The 25,038-nt window shown below is 56.6% G+C and carries 20 protein-coding genes and 1 tRNA gene; 16 read left to right on the top strand and 5 right to left on the bottom strand.

Translation table 11 applies throughout. The features are described 5' to 3' along the window. The first annotated feature begins 30 nt into the window (after positions 1-30). From yghU to D777_RS05710, 4 genes are all read left to right on the top strand, one after another. Positions 31-912, top strand: coding sequence for a glutathione-dependent disulfide-bond oxidoreductase (gene yghU / locus D777_RS05725; protein WP_036129447.1), 882 nt, complete (start codon positions 31-33; stop codon positions 910-912). Between the two features lie 143 nt (positions 913-1,055). Next, positions 1,056-3,452: an AAA family ATPase gene (locus D777_RS05720; protein ID WP_036129446.1), complete on the top strand. Its 2,397-nt coding sequence runs from the start codon at positions 1,056-1,058 to the stop codon at positions 3,450-3,452. Continuing rightward, positions 3,418-4,284: a universal stress protein gene (locus D777_RS05715; RefSeq protein ID WP_227501678.1), complete on the top strand. Its 867-nt coding sequence runs from the start codon at positions 3,418-3,420 to the stop codon at positions 4,282-4,284. The genes D777_RS05720 and D777_RS05715 overlap by 35 nt, the downstream gene beginning before the upstream one ends. Then, the gene (locus tag D777_RS05710; RefSeq protein ID WP_227501677.1) at positions 4,281-5,015 is read left to right on the top strand and encodes a ZIP family metal transporter; all 735 of its coding nucleotides are present in this window, start codon (positions 4,281-4,283) and stop codon (positions 5,013-5,015) included. Before D777_RS05715 ends, D777_RS05710 begins: the two co-directional genes overlap by 4 nt. Here the strand turns inward: D777_RS05710 and ftsH are convergent, their stop codons facing one another. The 3 genes from ftsH to ggt are packed head-to-tail and all read right to left on the bottom strand — an operon-like array spanning position 5,016 to position 8,968. Beyond that, positions 5,016-6,926 (bottom strand): ATP-dependent zinc metalloprotease FtsH, encoded by a 1,911-nt coding sequence (gene ftsH / locus D777_RS05705; RefSeq protein ID WP_036129444.1) that lies wholly within the window; start codon positions 6,924-6,926, stop codon positions 5,016-5,018. After that, a complete protein-coding gene (locus D777_RS05700; RefSeq protein WP_036129443.1) occupies positions 6,923-7,171 on the bottom strand; it encodes a YkoF family thiamine/hydroxymethylpyrimidine-binding protein in 249 nt (82 codons plus the stop codon). The genes ftsH and D777_RS05700 overlap by 4 nt, the downstream gene beginning before the upstream one ends. 30 nt (positions 7,172-7,201) lie before the next feature. Then, positions 7,202-8,968 (bottom strand): gamma-glutamyltransferase, encoded by a 1,767-nt coding sequence (gene ggt / locus D777_RS05695; RefSeq protein WP_036129442.1) that lies wholly within the window; start codon positions 8,966-8,968, stop codon positions 7,202-7,204. Positions 8,969-9,111: 143 nt separating this feature from the next. On the opposite strand from ggt, the gene purU reads away from it, so the two are divergent. The 12 genes from purU (at position 9,112) to pyrF (ending at position 23,438) form a co-directional block, all read left to right on the top strand. Further along, a complete protein-coding gene (purU, locus tag D777_RS05690; RefSeq protein WP_036129441.1) occupies positions 9,112-9,966 on the top strand; it encodes a formyltetrahydrofolate deformylase in 855 nt (284 codons plus the stop codon). Positions 9,967-10,092: 126 nt separating this feature from the next. After that, positions 10,093-12,660, top strand: a complete 2,568-nt coding sequence (gene gyrA / locus D777_RS05685; RefSeq protein WP_036129440.1) for a DNA gyrase subunit A — start codon at positions 10,093-10,095, stop codon at positions 12,658-12,660. After that, the gene (gene serC, locus D777_RS05680; RefSeq protein WP_036129439.1) at positions 12,657-13,739 is read left to right on the top strand and encodes a 3-phosphoserine/phosphohydroxythreonine transaminase; all 1,083 of its coding nucleotides are present in this window, start codon (positions 12,657-12,659) and stop codon (positions 13,737-13,739) included. Before gyrA ends, serC begins: the two co-directional genes overlap by 4 nt. 2 nt (positions 13,740-13,741) lie before the next feature. Further along, complete coding sequence (gene pheA, locus D777_RS05675; RefSeq protein WP_036129438.1) at positions 13,742-14,839, top strand: prephenate dehydratase; 1,098 nt, start codon at positions 13,742-13,744, stop codon at positions 14,837-14,839. A gap of 33 nt (positions 14,840-14,872) precedes the next feature. Further along, positions 14,873-15,997, top strand: coding sequence for a histidinol-phosphate transaminase (gene hisC / locus D777_RS05670; protein WP_036129437.1), 1,125 nt, complete (start codon positions 14,873-14,875; stop codon positions 15,995-15,997). 1 nt (position 15,998) lies between these two features. Beyond that, entirely contained in the window at positions 15,999-18,224 is a 2,226-nt protein-coding gene (locus D777_RS05665) for a bifunctional prephenate dehydrogenase/3-phosphoshikimate 1-carboxyvinyltransferase (protein ID WP_036129436.1), read from the top strand. Further along, positions 18,224-18,904: a (d)CMP kinase gene (gene cmk / locus D777_RS05660; protein WP_036129435.1), complete on the top strand. Its 681-nt coding sequence runs from the start codon at positions 18,224-18,226 to the stop codon at positions 18,902-18,904. Before D777_RS05665 ends, cmk begins: the two co-directional genes overlap by 1 nt. A 130-nt stretch (positions 18,905-19,034) precedes the next feature. Further along, positions 19,035-20,726 carry a 30S ribosomal protein S1 gene (rpsA, locus tag D777_RS05655; RefSeq protein WP_036129434.1) on the top strand — a complete coding sequence of 564 codons (1,692 nt, stop codon included), beginning with the start codon at positions 19,035-19,037 and terminating at the stop codon, positions 20,724-20,726. Positions 20,727-20,858: 132 nt separating this feature from the next. Then, positions 20,859-21,155: an integration host factor subunit beta gene (locus D777_RS05650; RefSeq protein ID WP_036129433.1), complete on the top strand. Its 297-nt coding sequence runs from the start codon at positions 20,859-20,861 to the stop codon at positions 21,153-21,155. 71 nt (positions 21,156-21,226) lie between these two features. Continuing rightward, positions 21,227-21,529 (top strand): LapA family protein, encoded by a 303-nt coding sequence (locus tag D777_RS05645; protein ID WP_036129432.1) that lies wholly within the window; start codon positions 21,227-21,229, stop codon positions 21,527-21,529. Further along, positions 21,529-22,698 (top strand): lipopolysaccharide assembly protein LapB, encoded by a 1,170-nt coding sequence (gene lapB, locus D777_RS05640; RefSeq protein ID WP_036129431.1) that lies wholly within the window; start codon positions 21,529-21,531, stop codon positions 22,696-22,698. Before D777_RS05645 ends, lapB begins: the two co-directional genes overlap by 1 nt. A gap of 29 nt (positions 22,699-22,727) precedes the next feature. After that, a complete protein-coding gene (gene pyrF / locus D777_RS05635) occupies positions 22,728-23,438 on the top strand; it encodes an orotidine-5'-phosphate decarboxylase (protein ID WP_036129430.1) in 711 nt (236 codons plus the stop codon). Positions 23,439-23,665: 227 nt separating this feature from the next. Here the strand turns inward: pyrF and D777_RS05630 are convergent. Together D777_RS05630 and D777_RS05625 are read right to left on the bottom strand one after the other, a co-directional pair. After that, positions 23,666-23,741 (bottom strand) — tRNA-Asn (locus tag D777_RS05630). A 70-nt stretch (positions 23,742-23,811) separates the two neighbouring features. Next, entirely contained in the window at positions 23,812-24,996 is a 1,185-nt protein-coding gene (locus D777_RS05625) for a pyridoxal phosphate-dependent aminotransferase (protein WP_036129429.1), read from the bottom strand. Positions 24,997-25,038: the final 42 nt, after the last annotated feature.

Here is a 25,038-nt window from a genome sequence, read left to right as displayed (position 1 = left end):
GAATTCATTCAAAGGCACGGAGACATCAGCATGAGCGACCCTACCTACACGCCACCGAAAGTCTGGACCTGGGAGCAGGGCAATGGCGGTCAGTTTGCCAACATCAACCGCCCGATCGCAGGCCCGACGCACGACAAAGATCTACCGGTCGGCAAGCACCTGCTGCAGCTATACTCACTGGCGACTCCGAACGGTGTGAAGGTGACTGTCATGCTGGAAGAGTTGATCGAGAAGGGAATCGAGGGTGCCGAATACGATGCTTATCCCATCCGAATCATGGAAGGAGATCAGTTCGGCAGTGGGTTCGTTGGCGTGAACCCCAACTCCAAGATTCCCGCCTTGTTGGATCGAAGCGAGGATCCGGCCATCCGGGTTTTCGAGTCCGGCTCGATCATGCTGTACCTGGCGGAGAAGTTTGGTGCTTTTCTGCCTTCCGATGTCCATGGCCGCACTGAAACCATGAACTGGTTGTTCTGGCAGATGGCCAGTGCCCCGATTCTGGGAGGCGGTTTCGGGCATTTTTACGCCTATGCGCCCGAGAAATTCCAGTACCCGATTGATCGTTACACTATGGAAGTGAAGAGGCAGCTGGATGTGCTTGACCGTCAGTTAGCCAACAACCGGTACATTGCTGGCGACGAGTACACGATTGCCGATATGGCGATCTGGCCCTGGTACGGTGCACTGGTTAAAAACGTGGTCTATGAGGCCGCGGAGTTCCTTGAAGCTCACACCTATACCAATGTGAACCGCTGGGCGGAGGACATCGCGAAGCGTCCTGCCGTGAAGCGTGGCCGGATGGTCAACCGTACCTGGGGCGACCCGACTGAGCAACTGCATGAGCGACACGATGCCAGCGATTTCGAGCTCAGAACCCAGGACAAACTGGAAGCGGAAGAAGGCCACGCCTGACGCTTTTCGGCCATTGCATCAAGAATCTACGAGAAACCGGGCCTTTGGCCCGGTTTCTTGATTTCAGGCGCCTCAAAGGTAACGGCGGTGGTCTATTCTTGTGGTCATTGAGTTCCTGCATTGCGTTCATCAGGAGGATAGGAATGGCTGTTCCCGCCGCGCTGACGGAAGATCAGGTTTACCACCACTGCCCGGTTGAGAAGCTGGATTTTGAAACAACCGAATCGCTTGAAGATCTTGAGCTCCCGTGCGGACAGGAACGGGTCCTTCGTGCGCTGGAATTCGGAGCGAGCATGCAGGCTCAGGGCTTCAACCTGTTTGTGCTTGGGCCTTCCGGTGCGGGTAAGCATGAGTTGGTTCAACGGTTCCTGGCCAAACATGCTGCGGATCAGCAGGCACCTCCGGACTGGTGCTACGTGTTCAATTTCAGAATGTCCGATCACCCCAGAGCGATCCAACTGCCATCCGGCCAGGGACAGGCTTTCAAGTCGGACATGAATGATCTGGCCGATGAATTACGAACAGCGATTCCTGCAGCGTTCGAAAGCGAGGAGTACCAGTCCCGGCTTCAGGAGCTTCAGGAGGAAATGTCCAAGCGCCAGCACCAGGGACTGTTTGATATCCAGCAGGAAGCTAATCAGAACAACATTGCCATGATCACCACCCCCGCAGGATTTACCTTTGCGCCCATGCGGGACGGAGAGGTGATTGAGCCCGAGGAATACAAGAACTTCTCGGATGACGAGAAGGCACTGATCGAGAGCAAGGTTGAGGACCTGCAAAAGAAACTCCAGCAGGCCATCCAGCAAATTCCCCGGTTGAAAAAGGAAGTTCGCGAGCGTGTAAAAGCGTTGAACGAGGAAATGGTGCAACTCACACTTGGCGGACCCATCGGGGAGTTGCGCGAAAAGTGGCGTGATCTCCCGGCTGTTGTGGAGCATCTCGATGCGGTTCGCGAAGATGTGGCCGATCATGCCGAGGCGTTCCAGGACGGAGAGAACGGTCCCCCCGCGGGCTTACTCGGTCGTTACAAGGTGAACCTGCTGGTGGATAACAGCAAGACCAGCGGAGCCCCGGTCATATACGAGGACCTCCCTAATCACCAGCATCTGGTTGGCCAGATCGAGCATCATGCCAGGCAGGGTACGCTTTACACTGATTTCACGCTGATCAGGGGCGGCGCTTTCCATCGGGCCAATGGCGGTTATCTGGTGATCGATGCCCGGCGAGTACTGACCCAGCCCATGGCATGGGAAAGTCTGAAGCGGATTCTGTTCTCCGGTGAAATCCGGATTGAGTCCCTGGAGCGACTATACGGTTTGGTCAGCACCGTCAGTTTGCAACCCGAAGCAATACCGGTGTCGGTCAAGGTCGTTCTGCTTGGAGACCGGATGCTGTATTACCTGCTATCCCATTATGATCAGGACTTTCAGGACCTGTTCAAGGTGGAGGCCGATTTCGAGGATGATCTCACCAGAGACGACGAGTGTTACAGTCTCTACGCCCGGATGATTGCCACCATGGCCCGTAAACTTAAGGCGCGCCCGCTGGACAGGCTGGCTGTGGGGCGCCTGATTGAACATGCCAGTCGGCTTGCGGCGGATCAGCGTAAACTGACCGCCCAGGACCGGGTATTGCGGGACCTGCTCAGCGAAGCCGACCATTGGGCCCTGCAGTCAGGGGAGGACGTGATTAGCGCCGGTCACATACAACAGGCCATTGATGAGCGGGAGTATCGGGCAAGCCGTATTCGTGAACGCAGCCGCGAGCAAATTCAGCGTGGCATTGTGATGATCGCAACCGAGGGGGCGGAGGTGGCTCAGATTAACGGGCTCTCGGTATTAACCATTGGCGCCACCATGTTTGGCCAACCCACTCGAATCACCGCGACCGCCCGACCGGGTAAGGGGCAGGTTGTCGATATCGAGCGGGAAGCGAAACTGGGAGGGCCCATCCACAGCAAGGCCGTGATGATTCTGTCCCGGTTTCTGGCGGGGCGTTATGCCGGCGACGGCGAGCTATCCCTCTCAGCTAGTCTCGCCTTCGAGCAGTCATACGGTGGTGTGGAGGGCGACTCCGCTTCCATCGCCGAAACCTGTGTATTGCTTTCAGCCATTGCCAGGGTTCCGCTCAAACAGAACTTTGCGGTTACTGGGTCGATGAACCAGCACGGCGAGGTTCAGGCGGTAGGCGGTGTGAACGAGAAAATCGAGGGATTTTTTGATGTTTGCCAGAAAAAGGGGAGTGTTGGGGCGCACGGCGTGCTTTTGCCAGCTAGCAACGTCGAGCACCTGATGCTGAAAGAAACGGTTCGCTCAGCCCTCGCCGCGGGTGATTTCCAGATCTATCCGATCTCAGACGTCTCGGAAGCGATCGAACTGCTGACCGGAATGGAGATCGGAGAGGCAGATGGTCATGGCGAATTTCCTGAGGGCACCTTCAACAGAAAGGTTGCTGATCGACTGGCTGCGTTCGCAAAAATAAGTCGTCAGGACGAAACGTCTGATGGAAATGGCAGTGGAGGCAAGCAAGGTGAGTGATGCTCCCCGAGGGCGGGTTCTCGTCCTTTTGGATGGGTCGCAAATGAGTTATGCCGCCCTGGAGGCCGCAACGGATATTGCTCGCCGCACGGGCGCCGATGTGTTGGGGGTGTTCGTTGAAGAGGCTAACCTTTTGCGGAGTGCTGGGTACGGATTTGCCCGGGAAGTGGGTGCGGCATCTGGGGTTAGCCGGCCCTTCAGCACGGACCTGGTGGAAGAGCGTATGCAGCGCATGGCTGAGCATGCCCGAAAGGCACTTGCGCAGGCGATGTCAGGGCAGGGCGGCCATCACACCTTGAACATTGTCCGGGGCGAAGTGGTTGATGTTGTTTTGCCCCTTGCCGGGCCAGAGGATGTGCTGGTGCTCGGTCGCACCGGCTGGTCCTCCGGGTATGGGGCAAGGCTTGGATCCACCGCCCGGACCCTGATACGGAAATCGCCTTCCCGGGTGTTGTTGTGGTGCAAACGGCCCCAGTCTGATCGTGATCGCGTCGTTGTGTTTCTCAATGATCACGAACCGGCCAATCAGCGCGCTATCAGCGCGGCTGTGGATGCCTCCCGGCATCGTCACTTACCGGTAACTCTGATATTGCCGTCGGATACGGAGCTGACAAATGAACGGGTTGAGAGTATAAAGCGAGACCTCGATGTATTGGGCTCGGGTACTCGTCTGCGTCAGCTTGCCGGGTTTGACCTTTCGAGTATCGCCCGGATACTGCATGAGGAGCGAGCGACGCAACTGGTTATGAGTCGCGAATGCTCGCTGTTCAGGGCGCCGGGTATGGAAGAGCTTGTCGAAGGCCTTAACCTCCCGGTGACCGTCACCCCGTGAGCCAGAATATGCTGTTGGACATTGTTTATATCACCCTTCTGACCGTGATGGCAGGCGCCTTTATTCCTCTGGGTGGCTTGCTGGCCAGTCTGGAGCGGCTAAGCCCTGGATGGCTGGAGCAGGAGTTTCGTCATTTCCTGATCGCTCTGGGTGGCGGGATTTTATTGGGTGCCGTCGCCGTCGTTCTGGTTCCCCAGGGTAAGGACAGTATGGGGGATTCTCTATGGGCCATTCCCGCCATCATCTTTGGTGGTCTGCTGTTCTTTATTATTGAGCGTGTGTTGGGACTCAAACGCCGGGAATCCCCCCAGTTAATGGGCGTCATGCTGGATTTCATACCTGAAGCCACGGCGCTTGGTGGTCTGGCCATTGTCAGTCCGAGCACGGCCTGGTTGCTGGCTATCCTTATCGCGCTCCAGAATCTGCCAGAGGGGTTCAATGCCTACCGGGAGTTGTGTGATCTGGGCTATACCTCCCGCAAGACCCTGGCTTTTATGACCGTTCTGGTAGGGGCTGGCCCATTGGCGGGGTTGTCAGGCTACTTCCTGTTATCAGGGCAGCCTGTGATTCTCGGCGCGATCATGCTGATTGCATCCGGGGGCATTTTGTACCTGATCTTTCAGGATATAGCCCCCCAATCCCGTCTGGACCGGCACTGGGGGCCGCCTTTAGGTGCGGTCATCGGCTTCTGCGTAGCCTTGTTCAGTCATGATGTGATGGTTCACTTCTGATCAGGCAATTTTCCGGGTCTGCTCCTTGCGCAGGATTTCCTCGATTTGTTCGGCCGATAGGGTTTCCTGCTTCAAAACCTCTTTGGCCAGGACTTCCAATTGATTCCGATGTTCACTCAGGAAGTCCAGGGTGGCTTTTTCCAGAGCGAGGAGCTGTGACTGAATTTCGGCATCGATCAGCTCCGCCATCTTTTCACTGAACTCCCTTGGCAGTCCCATTTCGCGGCCGAGGAACACGTTCTCTTCACCGATGCTCAGGCCCAGGGGGCCGATTTTTTCGCTCATGCCCCACTGGCCGATCATCTTCCGTATCAATGATGTGGCTTCTTTCAGGTCATTCTGGGCACCGGTGCTGACCTCGCCATAGATCAGCTTTTCCGCTGAACGGCCGCCCAGCATCACCTTGATGCGGTCTTTGAGGTAGCTCTCGGTGTAGGTGTAGTGGTCTTCCCGCGGTGTTTGTTCGGTGACGCCCATGGCCATACCGTGGGGAATAATGGTCACTTTGGTCAGCGGATCCGCTTTGGGCATGTGATAGGCCATGAGTGCGTGTCCGCACTCATGGTAAGCGACCGCCTCCCGCTCTTCCGGCGTCATATGGGCGTCTCGTTCTTCGCCAAGGATAATTCTGTCCCTGGCCAGGTCAAAGCAGTGGGTGTTGACCTCATCCAGGTCTTCCCGGACGGCAGTGAGCGCCGCTTCGTTTACAAGATTCTTTAGATCCGCGCCGGAGAAACCAATTGTTCGGGCGGCGATCACGCCCAGGTCGACATCGTTGGCCAGAGGAACTTTGCGAACATGGACCTTGAGAATGGCCTCCCGCGCGTCCTTGTGAGGGCGATCCAGCGTGATCTTTCGATCGAACCGGCCGGGGCGGAGCAGCGCGCTATCCAGCACGTCCGGGCGGTTGGTCGCCGCCAGCACCAGAATGTTTTCATGGGCTTCAAAGCCGTCCATTTCCGTGAGGATCTGGTTCAGGGTCTGTTCCCGCTCATCATGGCCGCCGCCGAGGCCGGCTCCCCGGGACCGTCCCACTGCGTCCAACTCGTCGATGAATATCAGTGCCGGTGCTTCCTTGCGGGCGGTCTGGAACATGTCACGAACCCGTGAGGCGCCCACGCCAACGAACATTTCAATGAATTCGGAGGCGCTGATACTGAAAAAAGGCACTTCCGCTTCGCCCGCAATGGCTCGTGCCAGCAGGGTCTTACCCGTGCCTGGAGGGCCCACCAGAAGAACACCTTTTGGCATGACCGCGCCCAGCTCTCGAAACCGTTCGGGCGTTTTCAGGAAGTCGATAATCTCGGTGATTTCCCGCTTTGCGGACTCAATGCCTGCTACGTCATCGAGGGTGGTCGTGGAGGTTTCCTTTCTGGCCCGGCGGGCTTTGGATTTGCCGAAATCAAATGGCCCACTGCCTTGGCCCATTCGCTTCTGGGCCGCACCCCAGAACCAGAACATGAGCGCAAGCAGAAGAATCCAGGGCAAGAACCCTCTCAACATTTCCTGCCACCAGGGTAAGCCGGAGGGCGCTGCCGTGATGGTGACCTGATGGTCTTCCAGTAACGCGAGGAGTTCCGGGTCTTCCATGGGGGGACGAATGGTGTGGAATCCCGGACTGCTTTGAGAGGATGACGCTGAGTCTGCACTGAATCGTGCAGCGCCGCTGTCCGTAAACAGGCCGGAAATGTTCTCCTCCTTGAGTGTAACCTCCGCGACCTCATCATTGACGACCGCCGTCTTGAAGTCAGAATAGGGCAGCTCGTGAAGTCGTGGTTTGTCGGCGTCCTGCAGCCACAGCACCATCAAAAAGATGGCGGCGCTCAGCCAGAGAAAGGAAAACTGGTTGGGTATCGCCGGCTGAGGCGTGTTGGACGGTTTCTGGTCTTGAGGTCCGTTCGGCTCGGTCATTTTGGTCTCCGGTCCCCCTCCATGATCTTGGCCACGAAGACGGATTTTCCATAGGTCTCGAAAGACCACTTCATGGTGTCGGAGAGCACGTTCATGACCTCATCGTATTCGCCGAAGATTTCGGTGCTCATTCGCCCCGGGTAAACCTCCAGGCCAGTCTGCTCCAGCCGGGCAATCAGGTCCCAGATCGGTTGTTTGTAGTCATCCTTGAGCGGGTAGCAGCTCAGTTGCACAGACAAATACATACTCAACTCCTTTCTCTTGCTCGGTGACTGTCAGAACCCCATGGCGGACGATGTGCTTCGCCTGGGATCCGCGCCACCGTAGAGTGTGCCGTCTTCTCCCACCATAATACTCTGAATTGCGCCCATCGCCGAGTTGGTGACCACGGTGTGTCCGAGGTCTTCGAGGAGACGAATCGTGTCAGGGCTGACACCTTGCTCAATCCGGATTTCGTCCGGCAGCCATTGGTGGTGTACCCGTGGGGCGCTCACCGCCGTTTGAATGTTCATGCCGTGGTCGATCACGTTCATGATCACCTGCAGCGTGGTGGTGATAATTCTGGAGCCTCCCGGGCTGCCGGTCACAAGTACATTGCGACCGTCCTTGCGAACGATCGTGGGGGACATCGAACTGAGCATGCGTTTGCCCGGTTCGACCTTATTGGCTTCACCCCCAATCAGACCGTATGCGTTGGGAACGCCGGGCTTTGCGCTGAAATCGTCCATTTCGTTATTGAGCAGGAAACCGGCGCCCTCGACGGTAATGCCGGAGCCGTAGCTGAAATTGATGGTGTAGGTGTTGGAAACGGCATTGCCCCACTGATCGACCACCGAGAAATGGGTGGTTTCATTGCTTTCGTAGGGCGCTGGCTGGCCAGCGCGGATGTCGCTGGCGGGCCTGGCGTTCGCGGGATCAATGTCGGCCCTGAGCTGTTTGGCGTAGGCTTTGCTCGTGAGGCCCTCAAGCGGTACATCCACATAATCCGTGTCGCCCAGGTATTCGGCGCGATCCGCATAGGCAAGTTTCATGGCTTCGGCCATGAGATGAATGGTCTTCGCGGAATTGTGGCCGGATTCCTGGATGGGGTAACCCTCGAGGATGTTCAGAATCTGAACGATGTGGGTGCCGCCGGAGGAGGGCGGAGACATGGAATAGATATCGTAGCCCCGGTAATTGCCGTGCACGGGTTTACGAACTCTGGGTGTGTAGTTTTTGAGGTCTTCAAGCGTAATCAGGCCATCATGGCGCTCCATTTCCTCGGCAATCAGGCGGGCGGTTTCACCTTCGTAGAAGCCCTTGACCCCATTATCTGCGATGCGCTGAAGGGTTTGGGCCAGGTCTGGCTGCCGGAATAGCTCGCCCGGCTGCCAGGCAGATCCATCTTCCTTATAGAAGGTGGCTCGTGTTGCCGGCCAGCGGGTCAGTCTCTCCCGGGCCTGTTCCAGCCCGGCTGTGAATCTCTGGGGCACGGTAAAACCGTCCTTTGCGAGTCGTATCGCCGGGGCAAGGGCCTGTCGCAGTGAAATGGTGCCATGGCGTTCCAGGGCGAGGGCAAGCCCGGCGACCGTTCCCGGAACGCCAGCCGCAAGGTGCGTGAACCGGCTTCGATTCTTGACGACATTGCCGTCCTCATCCTGGAACATGGCCTCGGACGCACCTGCCGGTGCCATTTCCCGGTAGTCGATGGCCTCCGGTTCGCCACCATCGCCGGGAGCAATCAACATGAAGCCGCCACCACCAATGTTGCCGGATCTGGGCTGGGTGACGGCGAGAGCGAAGCCGGCTGTTACGGCAGCATCAATGGCATTGCCGCCGTTTTCCAGGACATCCAGTGCCACCTTCGTGGCCAGCGTGTGACTCGTGGCGACCATGCCATGCTGTGCAGTCACCGGATGAAAGCGCTCGCCTTCGAGGATTGCCTGGGCTCCTGCATGCAGACTCGTGAGGCTCAGGATGGCGGTGAGCAGTGTCGCGCTCAGGCCTCCTGAGCACCTTCTGGATGCTGTTTTGCTGAAATGCCAGTGGGGAAGGCCGTCCATGTTTGTGTTCCTCGTTTCTGCCGCTCAGATAGGCTATGATAGCCGGTCATTTTAATAGGTGCGTACCGTTAACCTGGCGACATATTCGCCAGCGCGTCCACGACGCATCTGCTTTCCCGGAATTTTGTTAAGGAAAGGCTTTCATGGAGCATACGTATCGTCTTGTGATTTCCTGCCCCGATCGGGTCGGAATTGTCGCCAAGGTGAGTAATTTCTTGTCCACCTACAACGGCTGGATTACTGAGGCAAGCCACCACTCGGATTTTCAGTCAGGGTGGTTCTTTATGCGGCACGAAATCAAGGCCAGTTCCATTCCGTTTGGCCTGGATCAGTTCCGTGCGGCGTTCGAGCCGATTGCCAAAGAGTTCAACATGAACTGGCACATTGCCGACTCGGCACAGCCCAAGAAGGTCATTCTGATGTGCAGCAAGGAATCCCACTGTGTGGCGGATCTCCTGCATCGCTGGCACAGCAAGGAATTGAACGCCGAGATCGTGGCGGTGATCTCCAACCACGACGATCTGCGTCGTATGGTGGATTGGCACGATATTCCTTACCACCACATTCCGGTGAGCAAGGAAAACAAGGACGAAGCATTTGCTCAGGTAGACGGCCTGTTCCAGCAGTATGAGGCGGACGTTGTCGTGCTGGCCCGCTACATGCAAATCCTGCCGTCCGAACTGTGCGCCAAGTATGCAGGCAAGGTCATCAATATTCACCACAGCTTCCTGCCGTCTTTTGCGGGTGCGCGGCCTTATCATCAGGCCTACAGCCGCGGAGTAAAGCTGATTGGTGCCACCTGTCACTACGTGACCCAGGACCTGGATGAAGGTCCGATCATCGAACAGGACGTGATTCGTATCACCCACAGCGATTCCATCGAAGACATGGTTCGCCTGGGTAAGGACGTTGAAAAGAACGTGTTGGCCCGGGGGCTTCGTTCTCATATTGAAGATCGGGTCATTACCTACGAAAACAAAACCGTGGTGTTTGACTGAGGCTGCCCCGCAGTTGGCCCTGAGAGGGGCTGACTGTGGTAGACTTGGCGGCTTGTTGAAGAATAATCATGGGGCCCGGATACGGTCCCGGTACGACTTCCAGATAACGCAAAGGAACCTTTCTCGATGGGTGAACTAGCCAAAGAGATCCTGCCGGTTAATATTGAAGATGAGCTGAAACAGTCCTACCTCGACTACGCCATGAGCGTTATCGTCGGCCGGGCGCTTCCGGACGTGAGGGATGGCCTCAAGCCGGTACACCGTCGTGTTCTGTTCGCCATGTCCGAACTGAACAATGACTGGAACAAAGCCTATAAGAAGTCTGCCCGTGTGGTGGGTGATGTTATCGGTAAATACCACCCACATGGTGATTCCGCGGTCTACGACACCATCGTTCGTATGGCTCAGCCATTTTCACTGCGCTACCCGCTGGTGGACGGCCAGGGTAACTTCGGTTCCATCGACGGCGATAACGCGGCCGCCATGCGTTACACCGAGATCCGCATGGAGAAGATTGCGCACTCTCTGCTGGCGGACCTAGACAAGGAAACGGTGGACTACGTTGACAACTACGACGGCACCGAGCGCATTCCGGAAGTTCTGCCTACCCGTGTTCCTAATCTTCTGGTTAACGGATCCTCTGGCATCGCGGTTGGTATGGCGACCAACATTCCGCCCCACAACCTGACGGAAGTCGTCAACGGCTGCCTGGCTCTGATTGATAACTCCGATCTCTCCATTGATGAGTTGATGGAATACATTCCGGGGCCGGACTTTCCGACCCAGGGCATCATCAATGGTCGTGCCGGTATTATGGAAGCGTATCGGACTGGCCGCGGGCGTATCTATATCCGTGCCCGCCACGAGATCGAGCAGGACAAGAAGAGCGGTAAAGAGTCCATTATCATTACCGAACTTCCGTACCAGCTGAACAAGGCCCGCCTGATCGAAAAGATCGCCGAGCTGGTCAAGGAAAAGCGTATCGAGGGTATTACCGAGCTGCGGGACGAATCCAACAAGGAAGGGATCCGTGTTGTGATCGAGCTGCGCCGCGGGGAAAACCCGGAAGTGGTCATCAACAACCTGTTTGCCCAGACCCAGCTGGAAACCGTATTCGGCATCAACATGGTTGGTCTGATCAACGGCGAACCCAAGACCCTGAATCTTAAAGAACTTCTGGATGCGTTCCTCCGTCATCGACGTGAAGTGGTGACCCGCCGGACCATCTACGAATTGCGTAAAGCCCGCGAACGCGGCCATATCCTCGAAGGTCTCACCGTCGCGTTGGCGAACATCGACGAGATCATCGAGCTGATCAAGAAGTCACCGTCCGCAGCGGAAGCCAAAGAGAAGTTGATGGACAAAGGCTGGGCGCCTGGTGACGTGATGGCGATGTTGGAGCGCGCTGGTGAAGACGCCTGCCGCCCGGACGATCTGCCGGAGATTTATGGTCTGCGCAACGGCCTGTATCACCTCTCTCCTGAACAGGCCCAGGCCATCCTGGATCTGCGTCTGCACCGCCTGACCGGTCTGGAGACGGAAAAGCTGCAGAACGAGTACAAGGAAATCCTGGAAAAGATTGCCGACCTGCTGGACATTCTGGGCGATCCGGAGCGTTTGTTGCAGGTTATCCGTGACGAACTGAAGGAAATCGTGAATGACTACGGCGATGAGCGTCGCACGGAGATCACCAGCTCACGTCGTGATCTGACCGTTGCTGACCTGATTGACGAAGAAGATCTGGTGGTGACTATTTCCCACACCGGTTACGCCAAAACCCAGGCCGTGGAAGACTACCAGGCCCAGCGTCGAGGCGGGCGGGGTAAAGCAGCCACCTCCATGAAGGATGAAGACTTCATCGAGAAGCTGCTGGTTGCCAACTCCCACGACACCATCCTGTGTTTCTCAAACCGCGGCAAGGTGTATTGGCTGAGGGTCTTTGAAATTCCCCGTGGCAGCCGTGGTTCCCGCGGCCGTCCGATGGTGAATATCTTGCCGCTTGACGAAGGTGAGCGTATCACCACCTTCCTGCCGGTACGGGATTACCCGGAAGACCAGTTTGTTCTGATGGCAACGTCCAACGGTGTGGTCAAAAAGACGCCGCTGCCGAACTTCTCCCGTCCGCGCAGCAGTGGCTTGATTGCGCTGAATCTGGATGAGGGCGATACCCTGGTTGGTGCTGCTATTACCGATGGCAATGCGGAAATCATGCTCTTCTCCAGCGCCGGTAAAGCCGTACGCTTCGCCGAAGAGCAGGTGCGTCCGATGAGCCGGACCGCCCGTGGTGTTCGCGGCATCAAGATGCCTGAAGGTAAACATCTCGTGTCTCTCATCATTCCGGAAGAGGGTGGTGTCATTCTGACTGCCAGTGAGCATGGTTACGGCAAGCGCACTGCCATCGACGAGTTCCCGGCCTACAGCCGCGGCAGTCAGGGCGTTATTGCCATGCAGTGTTCTGATCGGAATGGCGATCTTGTCCGCGCCCTTCAGCTGTTCGAGGGCGACGAGATGATGCTGATTTCCGACAAGGGCACGCTTGTGCGCACCCGTACCGATGAAGTCTCCATTCTGAGTCGGAATACTCAGGGCGTACGTCTGATCCGTCTGGCTCAGGAAGACGAGCGCCTGGTGGGTGTCGAGCGGATTGCGGAGACCGATGACGAAGAAATTGAAGGCGAGGAAAGCGAAGAATGAGCAGGGCGTTCAACTTTTGCGCGGGGCCGGCTACCTTGCCCGAAGCCGTGCTGAAACAGGCCCAGGAAGAAATGCTGGACTGGCGTGGCACTGGCATGTCTGTGATGGAAATGAGCCATCGCAGTGACGAATTTGTCGAAATCGCCGAAACCGCTGAAAAGGATCTGCGCGAACTGGCTGGCGTGTCCGATGACTACGCAGTGCTGTTCATGCAGGGCGGCGCCTCCAGTCAGTTTTCAACGATTCCCCTGAATTTGCTGGGTGACAAGACCTCCGCCGACTACGTGAACACCGGAATCTGGTCTAAAAAGGCGATTGCGGAAGCCAAGCGCTACGCCGACGTGAACGTTGTTGCGAGCGCTGAGGATAACGGCTTTACCTCCATTCCCGAACAGTCTTCCTGGCGGACGAACCCGGATGCGGCCTATCTGCATTACACGCCGAACGAGACCATTGGTGGCCTGGAGTATGACTTTGTGCCCGAGAGCGGAGATGTGCCGCTGGTGGCGGACCTGTCCTCCACGATTCTGTCCCGCCCGCTGGATGTATCGAAGTTTGGCCTGATCTACGCCGGTGCCCAGAAAAATATCGGCCCCTCGGGTCTTGTGGTCGTTTTTGTCCGCAAGGACCTGCTCGGCAAGGCGCGCAAAGAAACGCCCACGATGATGAATTACCAGGTCATCGCCGATAACGATTCCATGTACAACACCCCGGCGACCTATTCCTGGTACCTTGCCGGACTGGTTTTCAAATGGTTGAAGGCCCAGGGTGGTGTCGAGGCGATGGCTGAGATCAACTCGCGCAAGGCCACCAAACTCTATGACTTTATCGATGGCAACGATTTCTACGCCAACCCGATTGATCCGCGTTTCCGTTCCTGGATGAATGTCCCGTTCACGCTGGCGGATGACGGCCTCAACGGGGAATTCCTCAAAGGCGCGGACGCTCGCGGCCTGCTGAACCTGAAGGGGCACCGTTCGGTCGGAGGCATGCGCGCCAGTATCTACAACGCCATGCCGGAGGCGGGTGTAGACGCGCTGATCCAGTACATGACGGAATTTGCACGGGAGCGGGGCTGATCATGAGTGACGAGCAGGTTCGCCTGGGCAAACTCCGGGAAGAGATCGACCGGCTTGATCAGGAGATCATGGATCTGATCAGTGCCCGGGCTCGCTGTGCCCAGGAAGTGGCCCATGTGAAAATGGACGCCAATCCCGGCGAGGATGTGTTTTTCTATCGCCCGGAGCGCGAGGCACAGGTACTGCGCCGTATCAAGGAGCAGAACCCCGGCCCGCTCTCGGGAGAGGAAATGGCAAGGCTGTTCCGGGAAATTATGTCGGCCTGCCTGGCGCTTGAAAAACCGATGCACATTGCGTTTCTTGGTCCGGTGGGGACCTTTACTCAGGCTGCGGCGCTGAAACATTTCGGGCATTCCGTTGTTAGTGTTCCGTTGCCGGCGATTGATGCCGTCTTCCGGGAAGTTGAGTCTGGAGCTGCCCATTACGGTGTGGTGCCGGTCGAAAATTCCACTGAAGGGATGATCAACCACACGCTGGATATGTTCATGTCGTCGCCCCTGAAGATCTGTGGTGAGGTTCAGCTGCGTATCCATCACCACCTTCTGGTGTCGCCAAAACACCAGGACCAGGAAATTGTGCGGATTTATTCCCATCAGCAGTCCTTCGCTCAGTGTCGCCAGTGGCTCGACACTCACCGTTATGGCATCGAGCGTGTAACCGTCTCCAGTAACGCCGAAGCGGCTCGTCGGGCGGCAGAGGAGCCGGGCACAGCGGCCATTGCGGGGGATATGGCTGCCGAACTTTATGGTCTTGATACGTTGGCGAACAGCATTGAAGACCGCCCGGATAACACGACGCGCTTCCTGATCATTGGTCGGGAAGAGGTTCCCGCCAGTGGCCAAGACAAATCGTCGATCCTCGTCTCGATGCGAAACAAGCCAGGGGCGCTCTACCAGCTTCTCGAACCTTTCCATCGTCATGGTGTCAGTCTGACCCGTATTGAAACCCGTCCGTCGCCGAGCGGCACCTGGGCCTATGTGTTCTACATCGATTTTGAAGGGCACATGGACGACGAACAGGTGAGCAACCTATTGGCTGAAGTGGACGACGAGGCGGTTGAACTGAAGCGTCTGGGCTCCTACCCGATTGGTGTTCTGTAAGCCGGGATAAGGCCCCGAATATAAGGATGAATCATGTCGATTGATTACCAGAGTCTGGCTGTCAGAGGTGTTCAGGCACTGTCTCCTTATCAACCTGGCAAGCCGATTGATGAACTGGCGCGAGAGCTGGGGCTTGACCCCGCGGACATCATCAAACTCGCAAGTAATGAAAACCCGCTGGGGCCCAGTGAAAAAGCATTGGCTGCAGCCCGGGAAGCGCTGTCGGAATTGTGCATGTACCCGGACGGAAATGGGTTCAATCTGAAGAGCGCACTGGCGCGACGCTTTGATGTTGATATGGCGCAGATTACATTGGGGAATGGTTCCAACGATCTGCTTGAAATTATCGCCCGCTGTTTTGTGGACAGCGATTCCGAGGTGGTATTTTCCCAGTATGCGTTCGCAGTCTATCCCATCGTAACCCAGGCTATTGGTGCCAAAGGTGTCTCGGTGCCCGCCAAGGATTGGGGGCATGATCTGGATGCAATGGCCGAAGCGGTGACGGATCGAACCCGGCTGATCTTCATTGCCAATCCGAACAATCCCACCGGCACGGTGCACGGCCAGGAGGCGATTGAGTCATTTCTTGATCGCATTCCGGCCAACATTATCGTGGTCCTCGACGAGGCTTACTGTGAATTCTTTGAAGGCGAGGATACTCCGGACGGGCTCAAACTGCTTTCCCGCTATCCTAACTTGATTGTCTGCCGCACCTTCTCCAAAGCATGGGGATTAGCGGCATTGAGAGTTGGGTATAGCTTCAGTTCTCCGGAAATAGCGGATGTCCTCAACCGTGTGAGGCAGCCGTTTAACGTCGATAGCATTGCTCTGGCTGCGGCAACAGCTGTGCTCGGTGACGAGGACTACCTTCGGCGTTCGCGGGAGGTGAACGCCGCCGGGCTCAAACAACTGGAGAGGGCGTTTGAGGAGCTGGGGCTGGATTATATCCCGTCTGTCGGTAACTTTATTGCCGTCGATGTGGGGGGGCAGGCAATGGCGGTCTATCAGTCGTTGCTGGAGCAGGGCGTGATCGTCCGACCCGTTGCGGGATACGGCATGCCCCGGCACCTGAGGGTATCAATTGGTCTTCCGGACGAAAATGAGACGTTTATCAAGGCTCTGGCTAAGGCTCTTGAGGCTGTAGGGCAGGGAGACTGACGTGACGAGGGCGCCACTGTTCAAGCGGGTTGCCGTGATCGGTCTGGGCCTGATCGGAGGCTCCCTGGCTTCTGCCATTCGCCGTCAAGGCCTGGCTACCGTTGTTGTTGGTACCGACACACGCCAGGATGAGCTGGCATTGGGTGTTGAGTTGGGGGTCATCGACGAGATTGCCGCCAACGTTCAGGATGCCGTTTCAGGGGCTGACCTCGTGGTGCTGGCGGTTCCCGTGCGTGCAACCAGGGCGGTTCTCGAGCAAATCCAGCCCTGGCTCCCCGAGGGTGCTCTGTTGACCGACGTGGGCAGCACCAAATCCAGTTTTGTGGCCGACGTCGAAGCCGTTTTCGGTCAGTTACCTCCCAATGTGATTCCTGGCCATCCGATCGCTGGCTCCGAAAAAAGCGGTATCCGGGCAGCCAACCCAGACCTTTTTGCGAATCATAAGGTGATTCTGACCCCGGATGAGCATTCTGACAAAGCAGGATTGGAACGCCTCAAAGGTCTTTGGGAGGGGTGCGGCGCGACCGTGCTCACCATGTCTGTGGAATACCATGATGAGGTGTTGGCGGCGACCAGCCATCTGCCTCATCTGATTGCTTTTTCGCTGGTGGACACGCTTGCCGGTGAAGACGAAAACATGGATATCTTCCGGTATGCCGCTGGCGGTTTCCGGGACTTTACCCGGATTGCTGCCAGTGATCCGGTGATGTGGCACGATATCTTCCTGTCGAACCGCGAGGCGGTACTGCGGGTGATCGATCATTTTACCCACGATCTGGATCAGTTAAGGACGGCGATCGCCGATCAGGACAGCGCCACGCTCATGCGGGTTTTCAGTCGCGCCAAGGCGGCGCGGGAACACTTTTCGAAGATGCTTTCAGGACAGGCTTACGTGACAAACAACGCTGAAAAACAGGTAACGTTCCGCCTCCAGCCCGGTGGATCGATTTCCGGAGATATCCGGGTGCCCGGTGATAAATCCATGTCCCACCGTTCCATCATGCTTGGTGCGCTGGCGGACGGTGTGACCGAGGTGCAGGGTTTTCTCGAGGGAGAGGACAGCCTCGCAACACTGCAGGCCTTCCGGGATATGGGGGTTACCATTGAAGGCCCTGAAAACGGCTTCGTTCGCATTCATGGTGTTGGTATCAATGGCCTGCAGGCGCCTCGCGGGCCGCTTTACCTCGGTAATTCGGGGACGGCCATGCGCCTGTTTGCCGGTTTGCTCGCAGCGCAGGCATTCGACTCTGAGCTGACGGGCGATGAAAGTCTGTCCAAGCGCCCAATGGGCCGTGTGGCCGATCCGTTGAGGGCGATGGGTGCGCGGATTGATACCGCGGAGGGTGGCCGCCCCCCACTGAAAATCCACGGTGGTCAGCCGCTGACTGGCATTCATTATGAAATGCCGGTGGCCAGTGCTCAGGTAAAATCCTGCCTGCTGTTGGCCGGTTTGTACGCGGAAGGCAGCACCTCCGTGACCGAGCCCGCTCCAACCCGTGATCACACTGAGCGCATGCTGGCCGGGTTCGGGTATCACGTCCATCGGGACGGAGCGACTGCCAGTGTTGTGGGCGGTGGGTCACTCACCGCATCCAATATCGATGTACCGGCGGATATATCATCCGCTGCCTTCTTCCTCGTGGCGGCAAGCATCGCGCCAGGCTCTGACCTTACACTGCGCCATGTGGGAATGAACCCCACGCGGGTGGGGGTGATCAATATTCTCAAACAGATGGGCGCAAACATTGAGGTGCTCAATGAGCGCGAGATCGGTGGTGAGCCGGTTGCGGATCTGCGTGTTCGCTCTGCAGATCTGAAAGGCATTGATATTCCTGAAGATCAGGTGCCTCTGGCAATCGACGAGTTTCCTGTGCTGTTTGTTGCCGCAGCCTGCGCTGAAGGGCGTACCGTATTGCGCGGTGCGGAAGAGCTTCGGGTTAAGGAGAGTGACCGTATTCAGGTCATGGCCGACGGTCTGGCTGCGGTAGGCGTGGAAACAACCGTGACCCCGGATGGCATCATCATTGATGGTGGCCAGCCTATCGTGGGCGGCAAGGTCGACAGCCATGGCGATCACCGCATTGCCATGTCGTTTGCGGTTGCCTCGCTTCGCGCACAAGGGGAAATCGAAGTGACCGATTGCGCCAATGTGGCCACGTCCTTCCCGGGCTTCGTGGAACTTGCCCGGCAGACCGGAATCCATATTTCCTCCGAAGGAGTTGAATAATGTCTCAGGAGCAGGCCCCGGTCATTACGGTGGATGGCCCTGGCGGATCAGGCAAAGGGACCGTTACCCAGATGCTGGCCCGAGAGTTGGGGTGGCATCTTCTCGATAGCGGCGCTCTCTATCGGCTGACAGCTCTGGCGGCGATGAGGCAGGGCGTAGCGTTGGATAACGAGTCCGAACTGGTCAAAGTGGCGGCGTCGCTGGATGTGTCGTTCGAGCCCACGCCACCGGGCGAGCCGGCGAGAGTGATTCTGGCGGGTGAGGACGTGACCTCAGAAATCCGCACCGAGACCTGCGGCGACAATGCCTCCAAAGTCGCTGTCATCCAGTCTGTTCGGGATGCTTTGCTGCAGCGTCAACGGGATTTTCGGCAATACCCCGGGCTGGTAGCCGACGGCCGTGATATGGGAACCGTGGTTTTCCCGAATGCGCCGGCGAAGATTTTCCTGACCGCGAGTGCCGAAGAGCGGGCGCGCAGACGTTACAATCAGTTGAAGGAAGCTGGGGTCGATGTTAACATTGACGCCCTTTTGGAAGAGATACGGGTGCGTGACGAGCGGGATATGAACCGTTCTGCGGCCCCTCTCAAACCTGCGGATGATGCGCAAGTCATTGATTCTACAGGTTTGAGTATTAAGGAGGTGTTAGACAGGTGTATGGCTGTAGCTGGCCAGGCCTGACTGCACCTTTTTGTCGTTGGAATGCCGGAATCAGCGAAACCTGCCAGCCACAGGCTGCTTCCGGAAATCGCTAACAGACCGTGTTGCTGGTAGCACGGAGTAAACTTGCGTAGATCATATAGGGCACATAATGAGCGAGAGCTTTGCGGATCTTTTTGAAGAAAGTCTGAAAGAAATTGACATGCAACCAGGTTCCATCGTCCAGGGAACCGTAGTTGACGTCGACAATGACTGGGTCACCGTTAACGCCGGACTGAAGTCCGAAGGCGTTATCCCCGCCTCCCAGTTCCTGAATGAAAAAGGCGAGTTGGAAATTGCTGTCGGCGATGTTGTCGATGTAGCTCTCGACGCTGTTGAAGACGGCTTCGGTGAAACCCGTCTGTCCCGCGAGAAGGCCAAGCGCGCAGAAGCCTGGAAGGTACTCGAGAAGTCCTTCGAAGCTGAAGAAGTGGTCAAGGGTATTATCAACGGTAAGGTCAAAGGCGGTTTCACTGTCGATCTGGCCGGTATCCGCGCGTTCCTGCCTGGTTCTCTCGTTGACGTTCGTCCGGTTCGCGACACCGCGCACCTGGAGAACAAAGAACTCGAATTCAAGGTTATCAAGCTCGACCAGAAGCGTAACAACGTGGTTGTTTCCCGTCGTGCCGTTCTGGAAGCTGAAAACAGTGCAGAGCGCGAAGCCCTGCTTGAGACCCTGACCGAAGGTCTGGAAATCAAAGGTATCGTCAAGAACCTGACCGACTACGGTGCGTTCGTAGATCTGGGCGGTGTTGACGGCCTGCTGCACATCACTGACATGGCTTGGAAGCGCATCAAGCATCCGAGTGAGATCGTCAACGTTGGTGACGAAATCAACGTTAAGGTCCTGAAGTTCGACCGTGAGCGTAACCGTGTATCCCTCGGCCTGAAGCAGCTGGGTGAGGATCCATGGGTTGATATCAAGGGTCGTTACCCTGAAGGTGGCCGCGTTAAGGCGCGTGTTACCAACCTGACCGACTACGGCTGCTTTGCCGAGCTGGAAGAGGGTGTTGAAGGTCTGGTTCACGTATCCGAAATGGATTGGACCAACAAGAACATCCATCCGTCCAAGGTTGTTCAGGTAGGTGACGAAGTTGAAGTCATGATTCTGGATATCGACGAAGAGCGTCGTCGTATCTCTCTGGGTATCAAGCAGTGTGTTGCTAACCCGTGGGAAGAGTTCTCCAGCAACTTCAACAAAGGCGATCGCATCTCCGGCAAGATCAAGTCAATCACTGACTTTGGTATCTTCATCGGTCTGGATGGCGGCATCGACGGTCTGGTTCACCTGTCTGACATCAGCTGGAACGAGACTGGCGAAGAAGCCGTTCGTGAGTACAAGAAGGGTGACGAAGTTGAAACCGTTATCCTGTCTGTTGATCCCGAGCGCGAGCGTATCTCCCTGGGCATCAAGCAGCTGGAAAGCGATCCGTTCGCCGAGTTTGTTCAGCTGAACGACAAGGGCTCCATCGTTAAAGGAACCGTGTCTGCCGTTGACGCCAAGGCAGCAACCATCGCTCTGAACGACGAAGTTGAAGCTGTTCTGAAGGCTTCCGAAATCAGCCGTGACCGTGTTGAAGACGCACGTAACGCGCTGAAGGAAGGCGAAGAAGTTGAAGCGAAGATCATCAGCATCGATCGCAAAAACCGCATCATCAACCTGTCTGTTAAGTCCAAAGACGTCGAGGACGACAAGCAGGCTCTGGAAAATGTGCGCAGCAAGGCCGCTGAAACTTCTGGTGCGACCACCATCGGTGATCTCATCAAGGAGCAGATGCAGCAGCAGAACGCCAACAAGGAATAATTTTCCGGTTGGTAAGAAAAAAACGGGCTCTAAGAGCCCGTTTTTTTTGTGTTTTTTTTGTGTTTGGCTAAACTAGAAGGCATGGGAATCCGGTATTCGACGGCCGTATAATAAAGAAGAGGGAATCGCCTCATGACGAAATCCGAGCTGGTTGAGTTAATTGCTTCGAAGCAAACACAGTTGTCCGTCAAGGATGTTGAGCTCGCAGTTAAAACCATCATTGAGCATATGTCTCAGTCATTGGCTGATGGTCATAGAATTGAAATTCGTGGGTTTGGAAGTTTTTCCCTTCATCACAGGGCGGCCCGCACCGGACGAAATCCCAAGACCGGTGAAGCTGTTCAACTCCCGGCCAAGTATGTTCCTCACTTCAAGCCCGGCAAAGAGCTCAGGGAGCAGGTTAACGACAGCTTGAAGAAAGGCTTTTGATTAAAACCGGAGCTTGATCCACGTATAATGTGAGCCAAGTGTTCTTGAGCTCGGTAGGGAGTGCTATTGCTATGGCAGGATTGCAGAAGATCGTTATTATTCTGTTGGTTTTGGTTCTGATCCTGCTCGCGCTCGTATTTTCCCTGAATAACCAGATGGCGGTGTCTCTCAACTTTCTCCTTTTCGAGACCCAACCCCATGGCATAGCCGTCTGGATTATCATGTCTTTTGTGATCGGATCCCTGTTTGGGGTTTTGATGACCGTGATGGCTACCGTCCGTACGTCCGTTTCCCGACGTACCCTCCAGAAACGACTTGATCGTGCCGAGCAGGCATTGGAGAAATCCAGGGCCCAGAACGACCGGACTCTTTAATGGATATCGTACTTCAGTGGCTGCTGCTAACCGTGGCCGTGGCAGCAGGCTGGCTGGTTGGTCGGCTTGGCAATAACGGCGGTCGATCCAAGGCCGCCATTGCTGACGAGGACTCGGTTCGCGATCGACTTCAGTTCCTGTTTACCAACTATTCCGACGAAGCCGTCGAGAACTTCGTGCAGTCCCTGGCGGTTAATCGCGACACTGTCAGCCTTCACCTTTCGATCGGCAGTCACTTCCGGCTGAAGGGCGAAACCGATCGAGCCATTCTGATCCATCAAAACCTGTTGGCGCGACCGGAACTCCCGGCAAGATACACGCCCCAGGTTACCCTGGAACTGGCGAAGGACTATCTCAATGCCGGGCTGCTCGACCGCGCTGAGGCGTTGTTGCACCAGTTGATGGGTGATCGGGACTATGGGCAGAAGTCGGCAAGGCAGCTGATCGAGTTGTACCAACAGGAAAAGGAATGGCGAAAGGCTGGTGACGTGGCTCGGACCCTCACGCGCGGTGACGTTGATCCCGCAATGTTCAAAATACTGGCCTATATCACCTGTGAGCTGGCAGAAGACGCGTTAAAGCACGACGACCGCTGGATGGCTCAAAAGCTGGCAAAAGAGGCCCTCGAGCATGATCGCTCATGCGTTCGCGCGACCTTTATCATGATGAAGCTGCTCGTTCGCCAGGGCAACTTCCGGGATGCGGCGAATCAGGGCCTGAAAGTGTTCGAGCAGAACCCGGAGTTCGGTTCTGAGGCCGTAGATCGCCTGATGAAACTTGAGCATGAGCATGGCGACATCGGGCGCCTGGTCAAGAAACTGCGGAAGCTTTATGAAAGTTATCCGAGCACGAGCCTGTTGCTGGCCCTCGTCGAATCCGTCGAGCGCTCGCATGGGCGACCAGCGGCCATCGACCTTCTCCGGCAGGAGTTGGAGATCCGGCCCAGTGTCCGGGGGCTGCTCCGATTGGTGGAAATGGCAGGCTATGAAAAAGGGATGACCACGGATGAGGGGCGCCTTGTGAGCCGTATTGGTCATCTGATTCTTGCCAACCGACCGGTTTACCGTTGCGCGAATTGCGGTTTCTCAGGGCAGCAACTGCACTGGCTGTGCCCGAGTTGCAAGCAATGGGAAACCATTCGACCGATTCAAGGCGTTGAAGCTGAATAAATTTACCTAAAGAGTTCAGGATACCGACCGTGCAAACCCAGAATGATCCCAAAATTATCGTTGCCCTTGATTTCCCATCCGAGAATCCTGCGCTCGAACTCGTTGATCAACTCGATCCGGCGAAATGTCGCCTGAAAGTAGGGAAGGAACTGTTTACCCGCTCTGGCCCCCAGTTGGTAAAAGGCCTTCAGGGACGGGGGTTTGATGTATTTCTGGATCTGAAATTCCACGACATTCCCAACACCACGTCGGCGGCCGTCGCCGCTGCAGCGGATCTCGGTGTCTGGATGGTGAACGTCCACGCCTCTGGCGGTGAGAAAATGATGGTGGCTTGTCGGGAGCGGCTGGAATCCTTCGGTGCCGATAAGCCGTTACTCATCGCCGTAACCGTGCTGACCAGCATGGGGGCTGACGATCTGGCCGGTGTCGGCATCACTGATTCCCCGGAAAGCCAGGTGTCGCGGCTGGCCACTCTGACGAGAAACTGTGGACTCGATGGCGTCGTTTGCTCAGCACAGGAAGCAACCAAGCTTAAAGCAGAGCAGGGCGCGGACTTTCAGTTGGTGACCCCGGGCATTCGCCCCCTTTCTGCCGACAAAGGTGACCAGCAGCGCATCATGACCCCGACAGATGCCCTAAAAGCCGGTTCCGATTATCTTGTTATCGGTCGCCCGATCACCCAGGCTGCCGATCCGCTAGCTGCCCTTGAGGCGATCCATTCCGAAATCACCGGCATCTGAGCCTAGATCCTCACGTACCCTTCAGCCTGCAAATTGTGCGGGCTGGGTGTGCGGTGCCGCCCTTCACAAAACCGCTTCAAGCACATCCATGTGCGCTTGGGCTACGCCATACCCTGTCAGGCCAGTCACCGATGCAGGCAGGCTGGGGGCGGGCGAACGGACGCGCCAATTAGGAGTGGGCAATAAAAAACCCGCTAACTCAAAGAGTAAGCGGGTTTTCAGAATAGTGGCTCCCCGAGCTGGGCTCGAACCAGCGACAAACGGATTAACAGTCCGTTGCTCTACCAACTGAGCTATCGGGGAACGTCGTCATGTGACGAGGCGCGTATATTAAGTTGGAGATAGCGCCTCGTCAACCCCTCAGGCAAACTTTTTATCCGAGGGCTTTCTGCAGGCGCTCAACCGCCTTTTGCAGGTTCTCCATGCTGGTCGCGAAGCTCAGACGCATGTGGCCCGGGCAGCCGAAGGCGGAGCCTGGAACCAGAGCAACGCCTGCCTCGCTGAGCAGCTTCTCGGCAAACTCAACGTCGGTGCTGGCACTGCTGTCTGCGTCGATGGCGCCCTGGAAGCTCGGGAACACATAGAACGTTCCGTCGCCGTTGAGGCACTCAACGCCGGGCAGTTTGTTCAGTGATTCCACCAGCCAGTCGTGGCGCTCTTTGAACGCTTTGACCATTTCACCTACGCACGCCTGGTCGCCGTCCAGTGCCGCTGTCGCAGCCGCCTGGGAGATGGAGCAGGGGTTGGAGGTGCTCTGAGACTGAATCTTTTTCATGGCGCCGATGATCTTGGCCGGGCCTGCGGCATAGCCGATACGCCAGCCTGTCATCGAGTAGGCCTTGGAAACACCGTTGAGAACGAACGTGCGGTCATAGAGTTCCGGCGTGGCGTTTACGATGTTGCAGAACGGCTTGCCGGTCCAGAGAATGGGCTCGTACATGTCGTCCGTCGCGATCATGATGTTCGGGTACTTCTTCAGTACCTCGCCCAGCGCCTGGAGTTCCTCAAGGCTGTAAGCCATGCCGCTCGGGTTGGAAGGGCTGTTGATCACGAACAGGCGAGTGCGGTCAGTGATGGCGTTTTCGAGCTGTTCCGGTGTGATCTTGAAGCGGGTGTCAGCGGTTGTTTCAATAACCACTGGCTTGCCTTCTGCAACCAGAACCATGTCCGGGTAGGACACCCAGTAGGGTGCCGGAATAATGGCTTCGTCACCCGGGTTAAGCGTGGCCAGTGCAAGGTTGAAAAAGCTCTGTTTGCCACCACTGGATACCAGAATCTGGTTGGCTTCGTAATCCAGGCCGTTATCCCGTTTGAACTTCGCGATAATCGCTTTCTTGAGCGCAGGCGTACCGTCTACTGCAGTGTATTTGGTCTGGCCATTGTTGATGGCTTCAATGGCTGCCTGTTTGATGTGCTCGGGGGTGTCGAAGTCCGGCTCGCCAGCACCCAGGCCAATAATATCCTGGCCAGCAGCGCGGAGTTCAGCTGCTTTGTTGGTGACTGCGAGGGTGGGAGAGGGCTTGATAGCCTGTACTCGGCTGGAAAGTTGAAGGTCCAAACTTTGAGCTCCTTAAAGCTGCGTCTTATTGGGCTGCGATCG

It is taken from the genome of Marinobacter nitratireducens (assembly GCF_000708045.1).
Classification (GTDB): Bacteria; Pseudomonadota; Gammaproteobacteria; order Pseudomonadales; family Oleiphilaceae; genus Marinobacter; species Marinobacter nitratireducens.
This window is presented reverse-complemented; position numbering and strand designations above follow the sequence as displayed.